The sequence below is a fragment of the Streptomyces sp. NPDC028635 genome, from assembly GCF_040637635.1.
GTDB lineage: Bacteria > Actinomycetota > Actinomycetes > Streptomycetales > Streptomycetaceae > Streptomyces.
Map to the genome: position 1 here is coordinate 1 of NZ_JBEZWX010000038.1, position 14,126 is coordinate 14,126.

Consider the following 14,126-nt stretch of genomic DNA (forward strand, 5'->3'; position numbering starts at 1 on the left):
GCGCGTAACGGATGATGAATCCCAGTCCGTAGTGGCGCCACTGACGCCGGTGAATCTTCTCGTGCCGGATCCGGTTGTACGAGATGTATTCGGGGTTGCTGGAGGTGAAGTAGGTGCTGCCGATGGTGGTACCGCCTCGTGCGTGAAGGCCTACTCCGCCGCGGCACACCCGCAGACCGTAGCGGTAGGAGCAGTGGTATCCCAAGTATCTGCTCCCGACGTGGGAAAGCCCCCAGCCCAGGGCGTTGGCCGACCAGCGACGCAGTCGGTGGGAACGCCACGGGCGCCACCACTTGCCGTCGAGGTCGAACTGGTTGACGGGGTCACCGCCGCAGTATTCGTAGGCGTTGGCGCTGCCTCCGGGAACCGGGTCGGTGGACAGGAAGCGTCCGGTGGTGGGGTTGTAGAGGCGCACGCCCATGAGGGTGAGGCCGGTGAGGGTCTCGCTGGAGCGCTGCTTGCCGCCGAGCCAGCCGTAGCGGGTGGCGGGCTGTCCGGTGCGGGGGTTTCCGTACTCGTCGTAGTCGAGGACGGTCGGTGCCACGCTGCTGTCGGCGGGCAGTTGCAGGACGCTGTCGCCGTGCAGGTCGGTGAGGCTGAGGACGGTGTCGCCGGTTTTCGTGGTGGTGGCTGCGAGGTTGCCGTCGAGGCCGTCGACGCTGCGGGTCAGTGCTCCGGTGGCGGTGTCCTCGACGATCCAGCGGGGGTTGTCGCTGTCGGAGTCGTAGTGGCTGAGCCTGGAAGCGGTCTGGGTCCAGGTGCCGGAGGTGTTGCTCTCGGTGGTGAACCCGCGTCGGCGCAGGGCCGAGTCCAGGGTCCAGGTCTGGCGCTGGTTGCCGGCGGTCTGCTGCTGGACGAGGTCGTTGGTGTAGTAGCCGATGGTCGAGCCGGGCAGGGCGGTGGTGCGGCCGAAGGCGTCGTAGGTGTAGCCGCTGTCCACCAGCCGGTCGGCGCTGTCGTAGGTGTAGCCGGTAGTGGTGGCGCCGCTGGTGGTGCAGTCCAGGCCGACACCGGCGGCGGCGGTGGCCAGGGTCTTGCGGTTGGTGTTCTTGTCGAAGGTGTAGGTACGGGTGGTGCAGACCGCGTCGGGGCTGGTGTCCTGCACCTGGGTCAGGCGTCCGGCCTTGTCGTAGGCGAAGGACTGGGACGCGGTGACGCCGGGAGTGCCGGCGTGGCCGGCCCACTGACCGTGGATGCTCTCGGTGATGCTGTCGGAGACCAGGACGGTGCCGTCGCTGTCGCGGGTGTAGGTGCGGCTGGTGGCGGTGCCGGTCGTGTCCTGGTCCTCGGCCATGGTGTAACCGCCGGGCAGCGTCTGCTTGTTCAGGTCGCCGTCGGCGTCGTAGCGGGCGGTGAGGGTGCCGGCGACCGAGTCGGTCATCGACGTGGTCAGCCCGCGGGGGTCGATGTTCGTGTCGTAGGTGAAGGTGGTGGTCGACGGGACGCTGTCACTGACCTTGAGCGGCCGGTCAAGAGCGTCGTACTGGGTGCTGGTGACCGCGCCGTCCGCGTCCGCGTAGGAGATCAGGCGGCCGAGCTGGTCGTAGGTCTTGGTGATGGTGCCGCCGGCGGTGGACGTCTGCTTGACGGCCTGGCCGGTGGCACTGTCGTAGGTGGTGGTCACGGCCGGGACAGCCGTGCCGATGCCGCCGGTGACGGTGACCGTGGTCGGCCGGCCCGCGGCGTCGTAGCTCGTGGCGGTGGTGCGGGTGACACCGTTGGCGGTCTCGGTGACCTTGGTGGTCTGCCCGAACTGGCCGTACTCGGTGGTCTTGGTCACCAGCTGGGTGGGGTTGGAGCCGCCGCCGGTGATGGCCGCAGCCGGGCCGGTCTGGCAGACCGCGTCGGCCCACTCGGGCCGGCCGGCGCACGGGCCGGTGCCGTCAGCGGTGTAGTAGCTGGTGACGGTGGCTCCGGCGTCGGAACCCGTGGAGGCGGGCAGGGCCGTCTTGATGACGCGGCCCTGGTCGTCGTAGCTGGTGGTGGTGGTCAGCGCCAGACCGCCCGGATCCTGCGTGGTGCTGGTGGGCAGCCCCTTGACCCAGTCGTAGCCGGTGGTGGTCACCCGGGCGTCCGCGGTCAGGTCGGGCCACGAGCGCGGCTGGGCGCCGATGGTCTCCTTGGTGACCTGGTCCTTGACCGTGGCGGTGCCGTCGGTGGGACGGCCCGCGTCGTACTCCTTGACCGTGTGCCGGCGGCCCGTGATCTGGCTGCCCGCGGCCGCAAGGGTGGTCGTGCCGCTGGTCAGGTTCCCCGCGAGGGTGACCGTCTGCAGCGGACCGTAGGTGTCGGTCACCCGGGTGCCGGTGGTGTTGAAGACGGACACCGAGGACAGCAGCTGGGCGCGCTCGCCCGTCGACAGGCCGTTGATGCCCAGGTCGGTCAGCTCGCCCTGCTGGGCGGTGGTGGTGCCCAGCGCCAGTTCACGGTTGCTCGCGCTCAGGGTGCGGACCGTGTTGCCGAAGGCGTCGTACTCGGTGACCGTGAGGTGGTTGCCGGGCGTGGCCTCGTTGACCTCGCGGCCGGAGGCGTCCAGGTAGTGGATGCCGGCCCGCTTGTAGTCGCTCGCGGCCAGGGTGGCGCCGTCGTTGCCGAGCGGCACCTGGTCCGCGGGGAAGACCGCGGTGGCGTCGGTCGGTGTGTCGGTCTGGCCCCAGGAGGCGGTCGCCGTCGCGCCGAGGTCGTTCGGCGCCGCCGACCCGGTCAGCGGCACTCCGTAGACCACGGTGGTGTCGGCGGTGCCGTTGGTCTGGCCGGCCGTGCCCGGGGTCAGCGTGGGCCGCGAGGCCTTCAGCAGCATGCCGGCACCGGCAGCCGGGTTGGACCCGGCCTGGCCGTAGGTGAAGGTCCACGGCAGCTGACCGGGCGGGGTGAGGGTGATGACCCGGCCGGCGCTGTCGTAGGCGTAGGCCGTCTTCAGGGCCGGGGAGATCCGCGGGTCCCAGGTCTCGCGCAGCCGGCCGGCGTCGTCGTAGGCGTACTGGGCGACGGTGGTCGCGGTGGCCGTGGCGGCGCCGGGAGCGGTCGCCCACAGCTTGATCGCGGACACCTGGTCCTTGACGTCGCCGAACGCCACCGAGGTGGCGGTGGTGGTGGGAGCGTAGACGAACTCCAGCACCCGGCAGCCCTTGACCGAGGGGTCGGCCTCGCAGGTCGCCAGGGTCGTCGCCGTGGTCGCGGCGATGATCCGCTTCGGACGGGCCAGCGTCTTGCCGCCCACGGTCACGGCCTCGGAGACCACCTTGGTGGTGGAGTTGGCCAGGCCGTCGGACAGAGAGCTGGACACCGTCCACGCCGTGGCCGAGGAGTTCACCTTGGAGAAGGTGGTCACCGTGCCGTCGGTGTCGGACAGGGTGAAGTCACCGGAGGTGAACGAACCCGTCAGGGTCAGGTCCTCGGCGCCCGTCTCGGGCACCCACCCCGTCTTCGCCGCGTTGGACGTGAACTTGACCGTCGAACCGTCGACGGTGGCGACGTCCAGCGAGGTGGCCGACGTCTTGCGGATCTCGGTGTAGTCGGAGTCGGTCGCCTCGGCGACCGTCCCGGACAGCCACTCCTTGCCGAAGATGGCCGCCTGGCCCTCCTGGCCGGCGCCGGCCTGCGGAGAGCGGGACGAGGCGGTGCGGGTCACCGTCATGCCGAAGAACGACGCGTCGGTGTCCGACAGGGTGTAGTCACCGGTCAGCAGGTTCACCGAACCCGGGCCGACGTCCTCACTCGCCGCACCGTCGGCGGTGCGGTCCACGACCATGCCCACCGGGTCGGAGGACGCCGTGGCGCTGTTGGGGCCGGTGAAGTCGGCGCGGATCTGTACGGCGCCGTCGGGGTTGACGGTGCTGGTGGCGTTCCAGGCCAGGCTCGGGCTCTTGCCCGCGTTCAGCGCGATCGGCCAGGCGGTCAGCGGCTGGCCGGCGTTGGTGACGTCACCGGCCGGGATCGGCGTCCAGGTGTCGGCGTCGCCGCGGCGCCAGGAGAAGGTGACGTGGTCGTACTTGGAGCTGTCGGCCTCCGCGGTCAGCGGGACGCGGGCCGCGGTGCGGGTGCCCTCGTCGGGTGACGTGACGCCGCCGGGGCCGACGTGGAAGGTGTAGGAGACGGGTTCGGACTTGTTCTCCGCCTTGTCCGTGGCCCGCACCTGCAGCGTGTTGGTGCCCGCCTTCGTCGGCTTGAGGGTCACCGTCACCGGCGTGGTCGTGCCCCCGGTGGACACCTTCGTCCAGGTGGTGCCGTCCAGCGACCACTCGATGCCGTTCTGGTCACCGGCCGGCGGCGTGATGGTGAAGTTGCCGGCCTGGCCGACACCCTTCACCCACGCGGTGCTCGGGTAGTCCGTCGACGTCACCGACGTCGGCGCGGACGGCGCGGAGGTGTCGACCGTGAACACCGCGTAGTTGGACCAGCCGAGGTTGTAGCTGGTGCCGTCGTACGGGGTGGTGCGGAACTTGTAGGTCTTGCCGTTGGCGAGCAGGCCGGAGGGGACCGTCACCGAGGCGGGCTGCCCGGCCGGCACGAACGCCGACGCGATGTTGGAGCCGACCTGGGTGCCGGTGGTGTTGTCGGCGATCTGGAAGAAGCCCTGCACCTTGTCGTTGTTCGGGTCCGCGAAGGTGTCCCGCAGCGTCGGGGTCAGGGTGTTGACGTACCAGGTGCCGCTCGAGTCCTTGAAGAACGGCGGGCCGGCCTGCTGGTCGGTGCCCGTGCGCGGCCGGTAGTTGTAGGTGACGACCAGCTTGGGCGGGTTGGAAGCCGCGTTCGCGGAGTTCACCCGCTTCCACGGCAGGCTCGTGGTCTCGTCCGAGGCGCGCAGGCCCATGTTGGACGTGGCGTTCTTCGCCGACGCCCACGTCTGGGCCAGGTTGGTGACGTCCGCGGTGATCCAGCCGTCCGGCTGCGTCGAGCAGCCCGGGTTGCCGGTGGTCGCCGTCGACGTGGCGAACTTCTGGTTCCAGGCCGGCTGCGCGGTCCAGCGCGAGGCGGTGGTGGGCTTGGCGGTGTCCCACACCTCCCACGGATACGCCTTGCAGTCCGTGTTGCCCGAGTGGAAGTCCCACAGCGACAGCGTCGCCTTCGACACCAGCGCGTCCGCGAACGGCGCGGTGTTCCAGGTGACGAACGAGCGTGCCGTGCGCGGGGTGCCGTCGGCGTTCTTCGTGCCCGGGTTGCCCAGGTCCAGCTCGGTGTCGGCCGACCAGTCGACCGTCTCACCCTGCTGCACATACGTGTCGAACACATTGGACAAAGCGGCCGTGGACGGGTCGACGGTGACCGGGTACGTCGTCTTCGGATCGGCCAGGAAGCCGGCGTCCGGGGTGAAGACCAGGTCGATGTTCGAGCCGTGCTGCACGACCTTCAGGCCGACCTTGGCGCGGTGGGTGTGCTCGCCGGACACCTTGTCGACGCCGGCGTCCCACATCACCGGGGCGGGCATCACCGCACGCTGCTTGCCGGTCTTGGCGTCGGTGAACACCACGCTGCCGTCGGCCTGCTGCCTGGCCCTCAGGCCCTTGGCCTTCAACGGCATGGTGTAGGCGTAGCCGTCGGTGGTGGGGCGCTGCTTGATGGTGACGTACTGCTCGAAGCCGGTACGTGTGGCTTCCACGACGACGTCCGCACCGGGCACGGCGTCACGGTAGGTGGCCTTCGGGCCGTCCAGGACCGGGGCGGGCAGACCGCCCTTCCACTGGAGTTCCACCTGCTCCTGGCCCTGGCCCAGGGTGACCAGGGTGCGCGCCGCGGCCTGGCCCGCCTCCTTCAGCGACGCCGGCCGGCTGCCGCCCTTGCCGCCCAGCACCAGACCCTGCGGGTGAGCCGTCGGCACGACCGAACCGTCGGCGCGGGCCGCCAGGTCCAGGTCCACGTCGACCCACTTGCCGTCGCGCTGGAAGCGCACCGGGCCGGCCGCCAGTTCCGTGGTCAGCGAACCGTCGGGGTTCACCCACGTCGTCGACGTCTCCGTGCGCTCCGAGAGCGCCTCGACCCGCTTGCCTGACAACCGGGCCGCCACCCGGGCCGACGGCAGATCGGCTGCCTGAGTCGCCCAGCGCTTGCCGGCGTCGGCAGCTGCGGCTGAGGAGCCGGTCGCGGGCGCGGCAAAGGCCGTCTCGGTTCCGTCAAGGAGCGAGACAGATATCGCAAGGGTGAGTGCACCGGCTATGGGCACGGTCGCCTTCTTGAAGATTCTCCCGCGCCTTCGCGGCGGGTAAGAGTGCTGATGCATGGTCAACCTCCATGTGAAGACCCTGTGATGGGCCGAGGAGGGAGCATACGAAGTGCACACGACAAGCAAGAAAGCTGGAAACGGGAAAGAAGGAAGTAAACCGGGTCGCCGTCGCAATCTGAGAACTCTGATCGTGACGGAACCGTTGTAAGGCGGGGGAACTTCTGCATTCCCGGTGGTCAGCCGTACCCAACGGTTGCGAGCGGGTCGAGGCCATCAGCCGGCGCCTGTAGCCGTTCAACAGGGGGAGGACAGGCCCGCCCACACTGACACCGAGCCCTCTCCGCCCAGCCACCGAAGGTGCAGGGCGCAGGGACAGCCGCCGCCATTCCGCTGGTGCATGCACCACACCCGATGAGCCCGTGCACACGCACGGACGGGATGGCGTGTCCGCCGTCGCGCCCTGTGGGGCAGGTGCCGGGGAAGCGGGGGAGCGATGGCGGCACGTCGACGGTGCCGACGCTTGAAGGAGGGGTGGTCAAAGCCCCGTCACAGCCGGCCGCGGCTCCAGGGTGTACGCGATTCCCGCCGGACTGCCGGGTCACGGACGCCGCCGGTGGCGAGGGTAGGAGCTGTCAGTCTGCCGGTCCGGTGACGTGGTATTGCCGCTCGGCGGGAGGCGCCCGCTGCGGTTGCCGGGTGCGGCGCCGGTGTTGAACGACGCCGTGCAGCACGGCGACGACGCCGAAGGCGGCGATGGTCAGGGCCGAGAGCCAGGCGATCGTGCCCGCCTCGGCCCATGTGTCGCCGTCCGCCAGGAGGGCGGTGGTCGACCATGTGCAGGGTTGATGGGTGGAATCTCTGCTTGGCTGCGACGATGCCCCGGTGAACCGATTCTCCGATCTCAGTCTCGGCCCTGACGATGGCTGGCAGCATCTCCCGGAGCCCAGGCAGGCCGAGCCCGGCCAGTGGCCGAAGCTGGAGGCTGCACTCGCTGTGGTCAACCGCGACCTGACGGCGACCCTGCCGGGCCAGGGCCCGCTGATATTGATGGTCGCCACCTCAACATCGACGGGCTGATCGGGACGGCCCGCTTGGGTGCTGCGCGCTACGACGAGTCTGGTTCCGGGTGGAAGTTCACAAGGCAGCGCAGCCGTACGGCAGTTGCCGTAACAGCACCGAGGGCGCCCTTGGGCTAGAGGCGCCCTCGGTATGTATCGGCGGCTTCGCCCACCGCTGACCTGCTGCTCAGGTTTTTCGAAGCCGCGGAGGACGGGATCCAGTTCGGCTGCGGCGCCGCGTAGCGAGCACAGCCGGGCGCCCGGCTGCTGCATTACGTCCAAAGCCCGCTCCAGCGTCAGCACCGGCGCCCCAGCCGGTGGCCTCGTCGCAGCCGACGGCGTGCATGACACCGCCCCGGCCTGGCGCGCGGCCGCCGGCCCCTTCGCCGTCAGCTGGTGAGTTTCGTCGCTGCGGCCATCCCCGCGTACATGGTGGCCATCTGGGCGTGGAGCATCGCCTCCGCGTGGTCCTCCTGCGCCTTGCGGAGCGTCCAGTTCTGGAACGCCTCGTTGGCCCTCTCGCTGTGCCGCCACGCCAGGTCGGAGTATTTCGATGCCATGCTGTCGCCCAAGTTGCTCATCTGGCCCCCTTGTTGACTGCTGCCGTACTGTTCGGGCCAGCCTACGGTCCGGGTGCTGATCATGAAAGCCGAGAAGATGCTGCTGCAGATGAGCCCGGGCCGGGGTGGGGATGTCGGTGCCGTCGAGGGAGGGGGGACGCCGAGCCCGGCGTAGAAGTCGGTCAGCTCCGGCTCGTGCGTGACGTACAGGATGGCCGCTCCGAACTACCCCTTCTCGCGGGCGCCGGCCGCCGGCTGCACGTCGGCGACCAGGGCGCGGGCGAAGCCCCTGCCGCGCCACGCTGCGACCCCCGCTCGGTGTTGCGATACATGACCTTGGTGACACAGGCCGATGCCGGTGAAACCGAGGTGCCTCGACAGGCATCGGTCGGGTAGCGTGCGGGCCATGTCGAGTCCTGAGTCAGACAAGGTGGGGGCTTTCGGTCACGCCGTCAGCCCCCTGATCCACTGAGGTCGTAGCCCTGCCGCCGCGTCATGCGGCATGCGGCCGGACGAGTGCGCCCAGGGGACTGGCCGCGGTGACGAGATGACCTTCTCGTGCCTCTCCTCACCTCGGAGCCACTCGATGCCTCTTCCGCTGTACCTGCTTGCCGTGGCGGTCTTCGCCATGGGCACCTCGGAGTTCATGCTCGCCGGCCTCTTGCCGGACATCACCTCGGATCTCGACGTCACCGTCGGTACAACAGGCTCGCTCACCGCTGCCTTCGCCGTCGGCATGACCGTCGGCGCCCCCCTTGTGGCCGCACTTGCCCGCAACTGGCCCCGGCGCCCCAGCCTTCTCGGATTCATCCTCGCTTTCGCGGCAGCTCACGTGGTGGGCGCCGGCACCACGAGCTTCCCGGTCCTGTTCGCCACCCGGGTCGTTGCCGCGCTCGCGAACGCAGGGTTCCTCGCTGCCGCTCTGACGGCTGCCGCCAAAATGGTCTCGCCCGACAAGAAGGGACGTGCACTGGCCGTGCTGCTGTCAGGCACGACCGCAGCGACGATCGCCGGTGTCCCCGGTGGCTCGGTGCTCGGCACGTCGCTCGGCTGGCGGGCCACATTCTGGGCTGTCGCCGCTCTCTGTCTGCCTGCGGCTCTCGGCATCCTGAAGGGCATCCCAGCGGGACGTGTGAAAGAACAGGCGACTCGCGGACCGGCCTTGCGAGCGGAGCTCGCCCAACTGGCGCGGCCACGGTTGATCCTGGTGATGTTGCTGGGCGCGCTGGTGAACGCGGCCACCTTCGCCGGCTTCACTTTCCTCGCCCCCGTCGTGACCGGCACCGCCGGGCTGAGTGAGCTGTGGATCTCTGTCGCCTTGGTGCTCTTCGGCATCGGTTCCTTCGCCGGGGTCACCATCGCCGGTCGACTGGCCGACCGGCATCCCGGCCCGGTCATCGCGGTCGGCGGTCCGCTGCTGCTCATCGGCTGGCCGACCCTGGCCGTGCTGGCCGACAAGCCGGTCGCCCTGCTCGGCCTCGTGTTCGTCCAGGGTGCCCTGTCGTTCGCGCTGGGCAGCACTCTGATCACGCGCGTCCTTTACGAGGCCGCAGGAGCCCCCACCATGGCCGGCTCGTATGCGACAGCGGCACTCAACGTCGGAGCCGCCGTCGGCCCCCTCATCGCCGCGACCACCCTCGGCACTGGAGCCGGGAGCCTGGGGCCGCTGTGGTCGAGCGGATTCCTGGTCGCCATCGCGCTGCTCATCGCCTTCCCCTTCCGCACGGTGATTGCGGTCGGCCGAGGCACCGCGGTGCTCCGGTGAACGGGGTGCACACCAGGGCAACTTCAGGCCCCAACAGAAGCGGGAGTGGGAGCGGCAGCAGCCGCGGTTCGCCCAGCCGGCCAGGTCGAAGCGTTTGACGGTCTCCCGTGAGCGGGCGCACGAGCCCCGAGAGCGCGGCCGGCGCCACCTCGAGCTGTTCGTCGTAGGTGCGTTGGTCGCGCGCTGTGTCGCCGACTGGATGGAACCGCCCAACCGCCGTGGAACACCACCCAGTTGGTGCGCTCCCAGGACATACTCGGCGCGCCTCCTCGGTGAGCCTTGAGCAAAGGAAGCACAAAGCCCGAGTTTGGAGTGTCGCGCGGGGCACGGAAACCGCACGGGCTCCGGGCGGGCACGCTGGGCCGTACTCCGCGGTTCTCGTCGTCTAAACCCGGGTTTACCTATGGAATTCGTTGATCATCTCGCCTTGTGGTGAGGATTTGCTCATGCCACTCTTCTGGCTGTCGCGACACCGAGCTCACCGCATGACAGAACGCATCAGCGAAGGGCAGCCGTGCATTTCGAGACACTCAAAGCCAAGATCCACCGTGCGACCGTCACTCAGTCGCACCTGAACTACGTCGGGTCCATCACCATCGACGTGGACCTGATGGAAGCGGCAGGGATCCGACGTCACGAGAAGATTGACCTGGTCAACGTGACCAACGGAGCCCGTTTGTCGACCTACGTCATCGAGGGCCCGAGGGGCTCCGGCGTCATCGGCGTCAACGGGCCCTCCGCCCGGCAGGCGCAAGTCGGGGACATCGTGCTGATCGTGTCATACGCCTCGGTAACGCCCGAGGAAGCCGAGGAGTTCGTACCCAAGGTTGTCTTCGTGGACGCAAACAACAAGATCACCGGCTTCGGCGGCGATCCTGCCGAAGTGCCGCCGGGAAGCGGCCTGATCCGCGGCGACCAGGTGGCAGGAGCCTGACTCACCGGGCCCCGGACCGGAACGCCGACCCCGGGGCCCGGCATCGGCGGCGGAGCTGTGCCCCCTCCCGCAACGCCGACGCCCCCTTCCTTCCTCCTCGCCCCTTGTCACGAACGGGACTGAATTGGCCGCCACGCTTTCCGCACCGACGACCATTCTGAAGAACGCCCTCACCCACTATCACGCCGAGCTGAGCCGTTCACTGGCCGTACTCGAACACCACCGCGCCGCCGGCGAGGTCTTCTCGCCCGCCTTCCGGCTGCCCGAGCCGAGTTCCGCCCTGGAGGAGTTCTTCTCGGCATCGGAGATCGCAGTCACCGAACTTCCCCGGTACCACGGCCATCGGCTGCGCCTGCTGGACCTGATGCGCAACCCGGCGACCCGGACCACGAAGACGCTCGCTTCCCTGACCATCGTGGCCCGGGCAGTGCGCCACATCACCGAGACGGGCGAGCGCATCATGATCGTCACCCCGTCGTCGGCGAACAAGGCCACCGCGCTGCGCGACGCCGTCCACCGCGCCATTGCGTGCGGGCTGGTGACATCCGACCAACTGCAGATCACCAGCGTCGTACCGGGCGCCTCCGTCGGCAAGTTGTGGGCATCGCCGCTCAGCGAGGACGTATCGCTGCGGCGCCGTAATCCGCTGGTGGTGCACGAGTGCGCGGAGCCGGCGGCGGTGAAGGAGCTCGCGACCGCATTCGCCACCGGTCATGCGGAGCGCCTGCACCAGCAGTACGGGATCCGCGTCTGGTACACGCTGGGCCTGGACAACTACCGTGCCGCGGACATGGTACGGGCCTTCGCCGAACGCGATCTGCTGCCCACCGACCACTCGGCACGCACTCATGTGCACTCCGTCTCCAGCGCGTTCGGGCTCCTCGGCCACCACCTGGGGCACCAGATCGTCACCCAGGAGGGCCGGTCGCCGCAGGCCCGCTACTTCCTCGTCCAGCATCTCGGCACCCCCGACATGGTGCTGAGTCTGCGTCACGGCACGCACGACCGTGCCAACCTGCCCGCCTACGAGCTGGATCCGGCGACCGGCCTGTACCACCAGGACCAGGACCCGCACTTCCCGGCGACCACCTACGATCCCGACGAGCACCTGGATCCCACCTTCTACACCCGGCGGCCCGTCACCTCGGCCCAGATGGATCCGATCATCGCCGCGCAGGGCGGAGGCGGCATCGTCGTCTCGCTCCAGGAGTGCATCACTCGCTACGGGGAGGTGCGGGCCCTCCTCCGCGACACCGACGTCGCACTGCCCGCAGACCCACGCAGGCTGCGGGAGTGGTCGCTGGTGATGGCGGTGACCGGAACGCTCAACGCTGCCGATCGCGGCGTGCTCCCGGCCGGCGAGGACGTGCTCATTCACGGTTCCGGCAGCTACAGCGACCAGGACTACTGCCCGCTGCCCGCCGGCCACCGTCTCACGGCGAATGATGTCGGGGAGCTGACGGCGCACATCGAAGAGGCCGTACGCGCCGCCGACGGCCGCTGATCGCGCCGCACATCCTTTGGCCGGACCCCTGGCCCTCCCCTTGAGAACTGGAAAGGTAAGGACCGTGACCAGGCAGCCCGACAGTCTGCTGTCCCTGACCGACTTCAACGGCGCGCCGCTGGCGGACGACCTGCTGTGGAAGAGCTTCCACAGCCTCATGGAACGCCACGGCTACGTGTTCATGTGCAACGTCCCCGACACCTTCGACCCGGTGGCCTTCTGCAAGCGCCTGGGCGACTTCGTGCCGCAGTACACGGGTGTGCTCGTCGGCGATGTCACCCCGGAGCCGGGAATGGAGGAGTTCTACCACGCGGGGAACACCAAGCCCCTCTACCCGCACTCCGAAGGATACGACTTCGAGGGGCTGCCCCCGCGGTACCTCGCGCTGTGGTGCGAGACGCCCAACACCGGTGCGGGAGGCGAAACCACGCTCGCCGACGCACGCGCCTGGACCGAGACCCTCACCGAAGGGGACCGCGCCTACCTGCGCGAACACGTCTTCGCATGGGAGACCACCGACGCGATGCGCCACCTGGGCCTGGACCTGCACCCGGAACACCCCGTGATCGAGGACCACCCGGACGGAACCATCGTGCGCTACTCCTTCAACAACCTGGTACGCGGCGACGAAGAACGCATCGGACCGCTGCTCGCCGATGCCAAGGAGTACTTCGAACACCATCACGTGGCCGTCCAGTACGAGCGCCGCGACATGCTCGTCTTCGACAACTGGCGGATGCTGCACGCCCGCAACGCGTTCACCGACATCGGGCGGCACCTGCGGCGCATCCAGATCGCGCACCGGCCCACACCGTGACCGACACCGCACCGGACCGGGACATCGCAGTGGTCGGCGGTGGCTCGCTGGCCCGGAGTATCTGCTACTCCCTGGCCGTCGCCGATCCGGCCCCCGGCACGGTGACAGTGCTGGCCCGGAACGAAACCGCGGCGCAGGAGATCGCGTGCATCGCCAACGCGCGTGCGGCCGCCTCCTCGCGTGCCACACGGTTCCGTGCCACCGCGCTGGACGCCTCCGACCGGGATCAGACGGCGTGGCTGCTGCAACGCATCGCACCGCGGGTCGTGGTCAACTGCGCCTCGGTGCAGTCGCCGTGGGAAGGGGCCCACGCGCCGTCCGCCTGGACCCGCCTCCTCTCCGAGGCGGGCTTCGGGCTGGCGCTGCCGCTCCACGCCGTCCTGGCGCGCGAGGTGGCCCGCGCCATTCAGCGCGCCGGCGTCCCGGCGGTGTTCGTCAACGCCTGCTATCCGGATGCGGTCAACCCCGTGCTCCACGCCGAAGGGATCCCGGTGGCGTGCGGGGTCGGCAACGTGGCAACTCTGGCCGCCGCACTCCACGCCGTACTGCGGCCGCGTCCCGGGGTACGACTCAGGGTGCTCGCCCACCACAGCCATCTGCACGCACCGGCCGATCCACGTGACGAGCTCCGGGCGTGGCTGGACGACCAGCCGGTGCCTGACGTGGGCGGACTGCTCGCCGCGCACCGCGCCTGCGGTCGGGAAGAGCTGAACGCCGTCACCGGGCACACCGCGGCGCTCTTCCTGGCCCGGCTGGCCGCCGGCACCGAAGCGTACGCCGATCTGCCCGGCCCGCTCGGGCTCCCCGGCGGCTATCCGGTCCGCATCCGCAACCAGCAGATCACTCTCGACCTGCCGCCCGGCATCACGAGAAAGGAGGCAATCGCCTGGCAGCAGCGCATGGCCGAACTCGACGGCGTTGTCGTCACCCCCTCCGGCCGGATCCACTTCGGCCGACGAGCCGCCTCCGCGCTCGCCGCCCACCTGCCGGACACCTCCGCGAAGCACCCCACCGACAGCGTCCCGGAGCTCACCAGCCAACTGCTCGCCCTGCGCGACACGTTGCGGGCCAAGCCGGACTGACACCTCACCGGAAGCTCCGCCGGCTCACCCCCGCCCCGCTGCCCCTGCCACCGCACGCCCCGCCGTACCCGATTCGAAGGAGAGCGAAGATCACTCAGCAGACCAGTCATCCCGGCAGCGCGGCGGCATGGATCGGCCGCGGGCTGGGGGCCGTCCCGGCCCCCGGACTCGTCATCGGCGGGGTCGTCGGACTGCAGGGCGGTGCCGCACTGACCACCCGCCTCTACCCGGTCGTAGGCCCGGCCG

At 69.6% G+C, this 14,126-nt stretch carries 8 protein-coding genes and 1 pseudogene; 6 read left to right on the forward strand and 3 right to left on the reverse strand.

Going from position 1 to position 14,126, the window contains the following annotated elements; genetic code table 11:
- The coding region (locus AB0E88_RS29220) for a DNRLRE domain-containing protein (protein WP_361636803.1) at positions 1–6,130 on the reverse strand (6,130 nt) is incomplete at its 3' end.
- Between the two features lie 879 nt (positions 6,131–7,009).
- On the opposite strand from AB0E88_RS29220, the gene AB0E88_RS29225 reads away from it, so the two are divergent.
- Positions 7,010–7,237 carry a hypothetical protein gene (locus AB0E88_RS29225; protein WP_361636657.1) on the forward strand — a complete coding sequence of 76 codons (228 nt, stop codon included), beginning with the start codon at positions 7,010–7,012 and terminating at the stop codon, positions 7,235–7,237.
- Positions 7,238–7,607: 370 nt separating this feature from the next.
- On the opposite strand, the gene AB0E88_RS29230 is transcribed toward AB0E88_RS29225, so the two are convergent.
- Entirely contained in the window at positions 7,608–7,799 is a 192-nt protein-coding gene (locus tag AB0E88_RS29230; RefSeq protein ID WP_361636660.1) for a hypothetical protein, read from the reverse strand.
- 565 nt (positions 7,800–8,364) lie between these two features.
- Between AB0E88_RS29230 and AB0E88_RS29235 the strand changes: the two genes are divergently transcribed.
- Entirely contained in the window at positions 8,365–9,543 is a 1,179-nt protein-coding gene (locus tag AB0E88_RS29235; RefSeq protein WP_361636663.1) for a Cmx/CmrA family chloramphenicol efflux MFS transporter, read from the forward strand.
- Positions 9,544–9,546: 3 nt separating this feature from the next.
- On the opposite strand, the pseudogene AB0E88_RS29240 reads toward AB0E88_RS29235, so the two are convergent.
- A pseudogene (locus AB0E88_RS29240) lies at positions 9,547–9,663 on the reverse strand (IS982 family transposase); the annotation flags it as partial.
- Between the two features lie 394 nt (positions 9,664–10,057).
- Between AB0E88_RS29240 and panD the strand changes: the two are divergent.
- The 4 genes from panD (at position 10,058) to AB0E88_RS29260 (ending at position 13,880) form a co-directional block, all read left to right on the forward strand.
- A complete protein-coding gene (panD, locus tag AB0E88_RS29245) occupies positions 10,058–10,477 on the forward strand; it encodes an aspartate 1-decarboxylase (protein WP_361636665.1) in 420 nt (139 codons plus the stop codon).
- Positions 10,478–10,601: 124 nt separating this feature from the next.
- Entirely contained in the window at positions 10,602–11,981 is a 1,380-nt protein-coding gene (locus tag AB0E88_RS29250; protein WP_361636668.1) for a DUF6002 family protein, read from the forward strand.
- Positions 11,982–12,045: 64 nt separating this feature from the next.
- On the forward strand, positions 12,046–12,798 hold the full coding sequence (locus AB0E88_RS29255) for a TauD/TfdA family dioxygenase (protein ID WP_361636671.1): 753 nt from the start codon (positions 12,046–12,048) through the stop codon (positions 12,796–12,798).
- Entirely contained in the window at positions 12,795–13,880 is a 1,086-nt protein-coding gene (locus tag AB0E88_RS29260; RefSeq protein WP_361636674.1) for a hypothetical protein, read from the forward strand. The genes AB0E88_RS29255 and AB0E88_RS29260 overlap by 4 nt, the downstream gene beginning before the upstream one ends.
- The last annotated feature ends 246 nt before the right edge of the window (positions 13,881–14,126 follow it).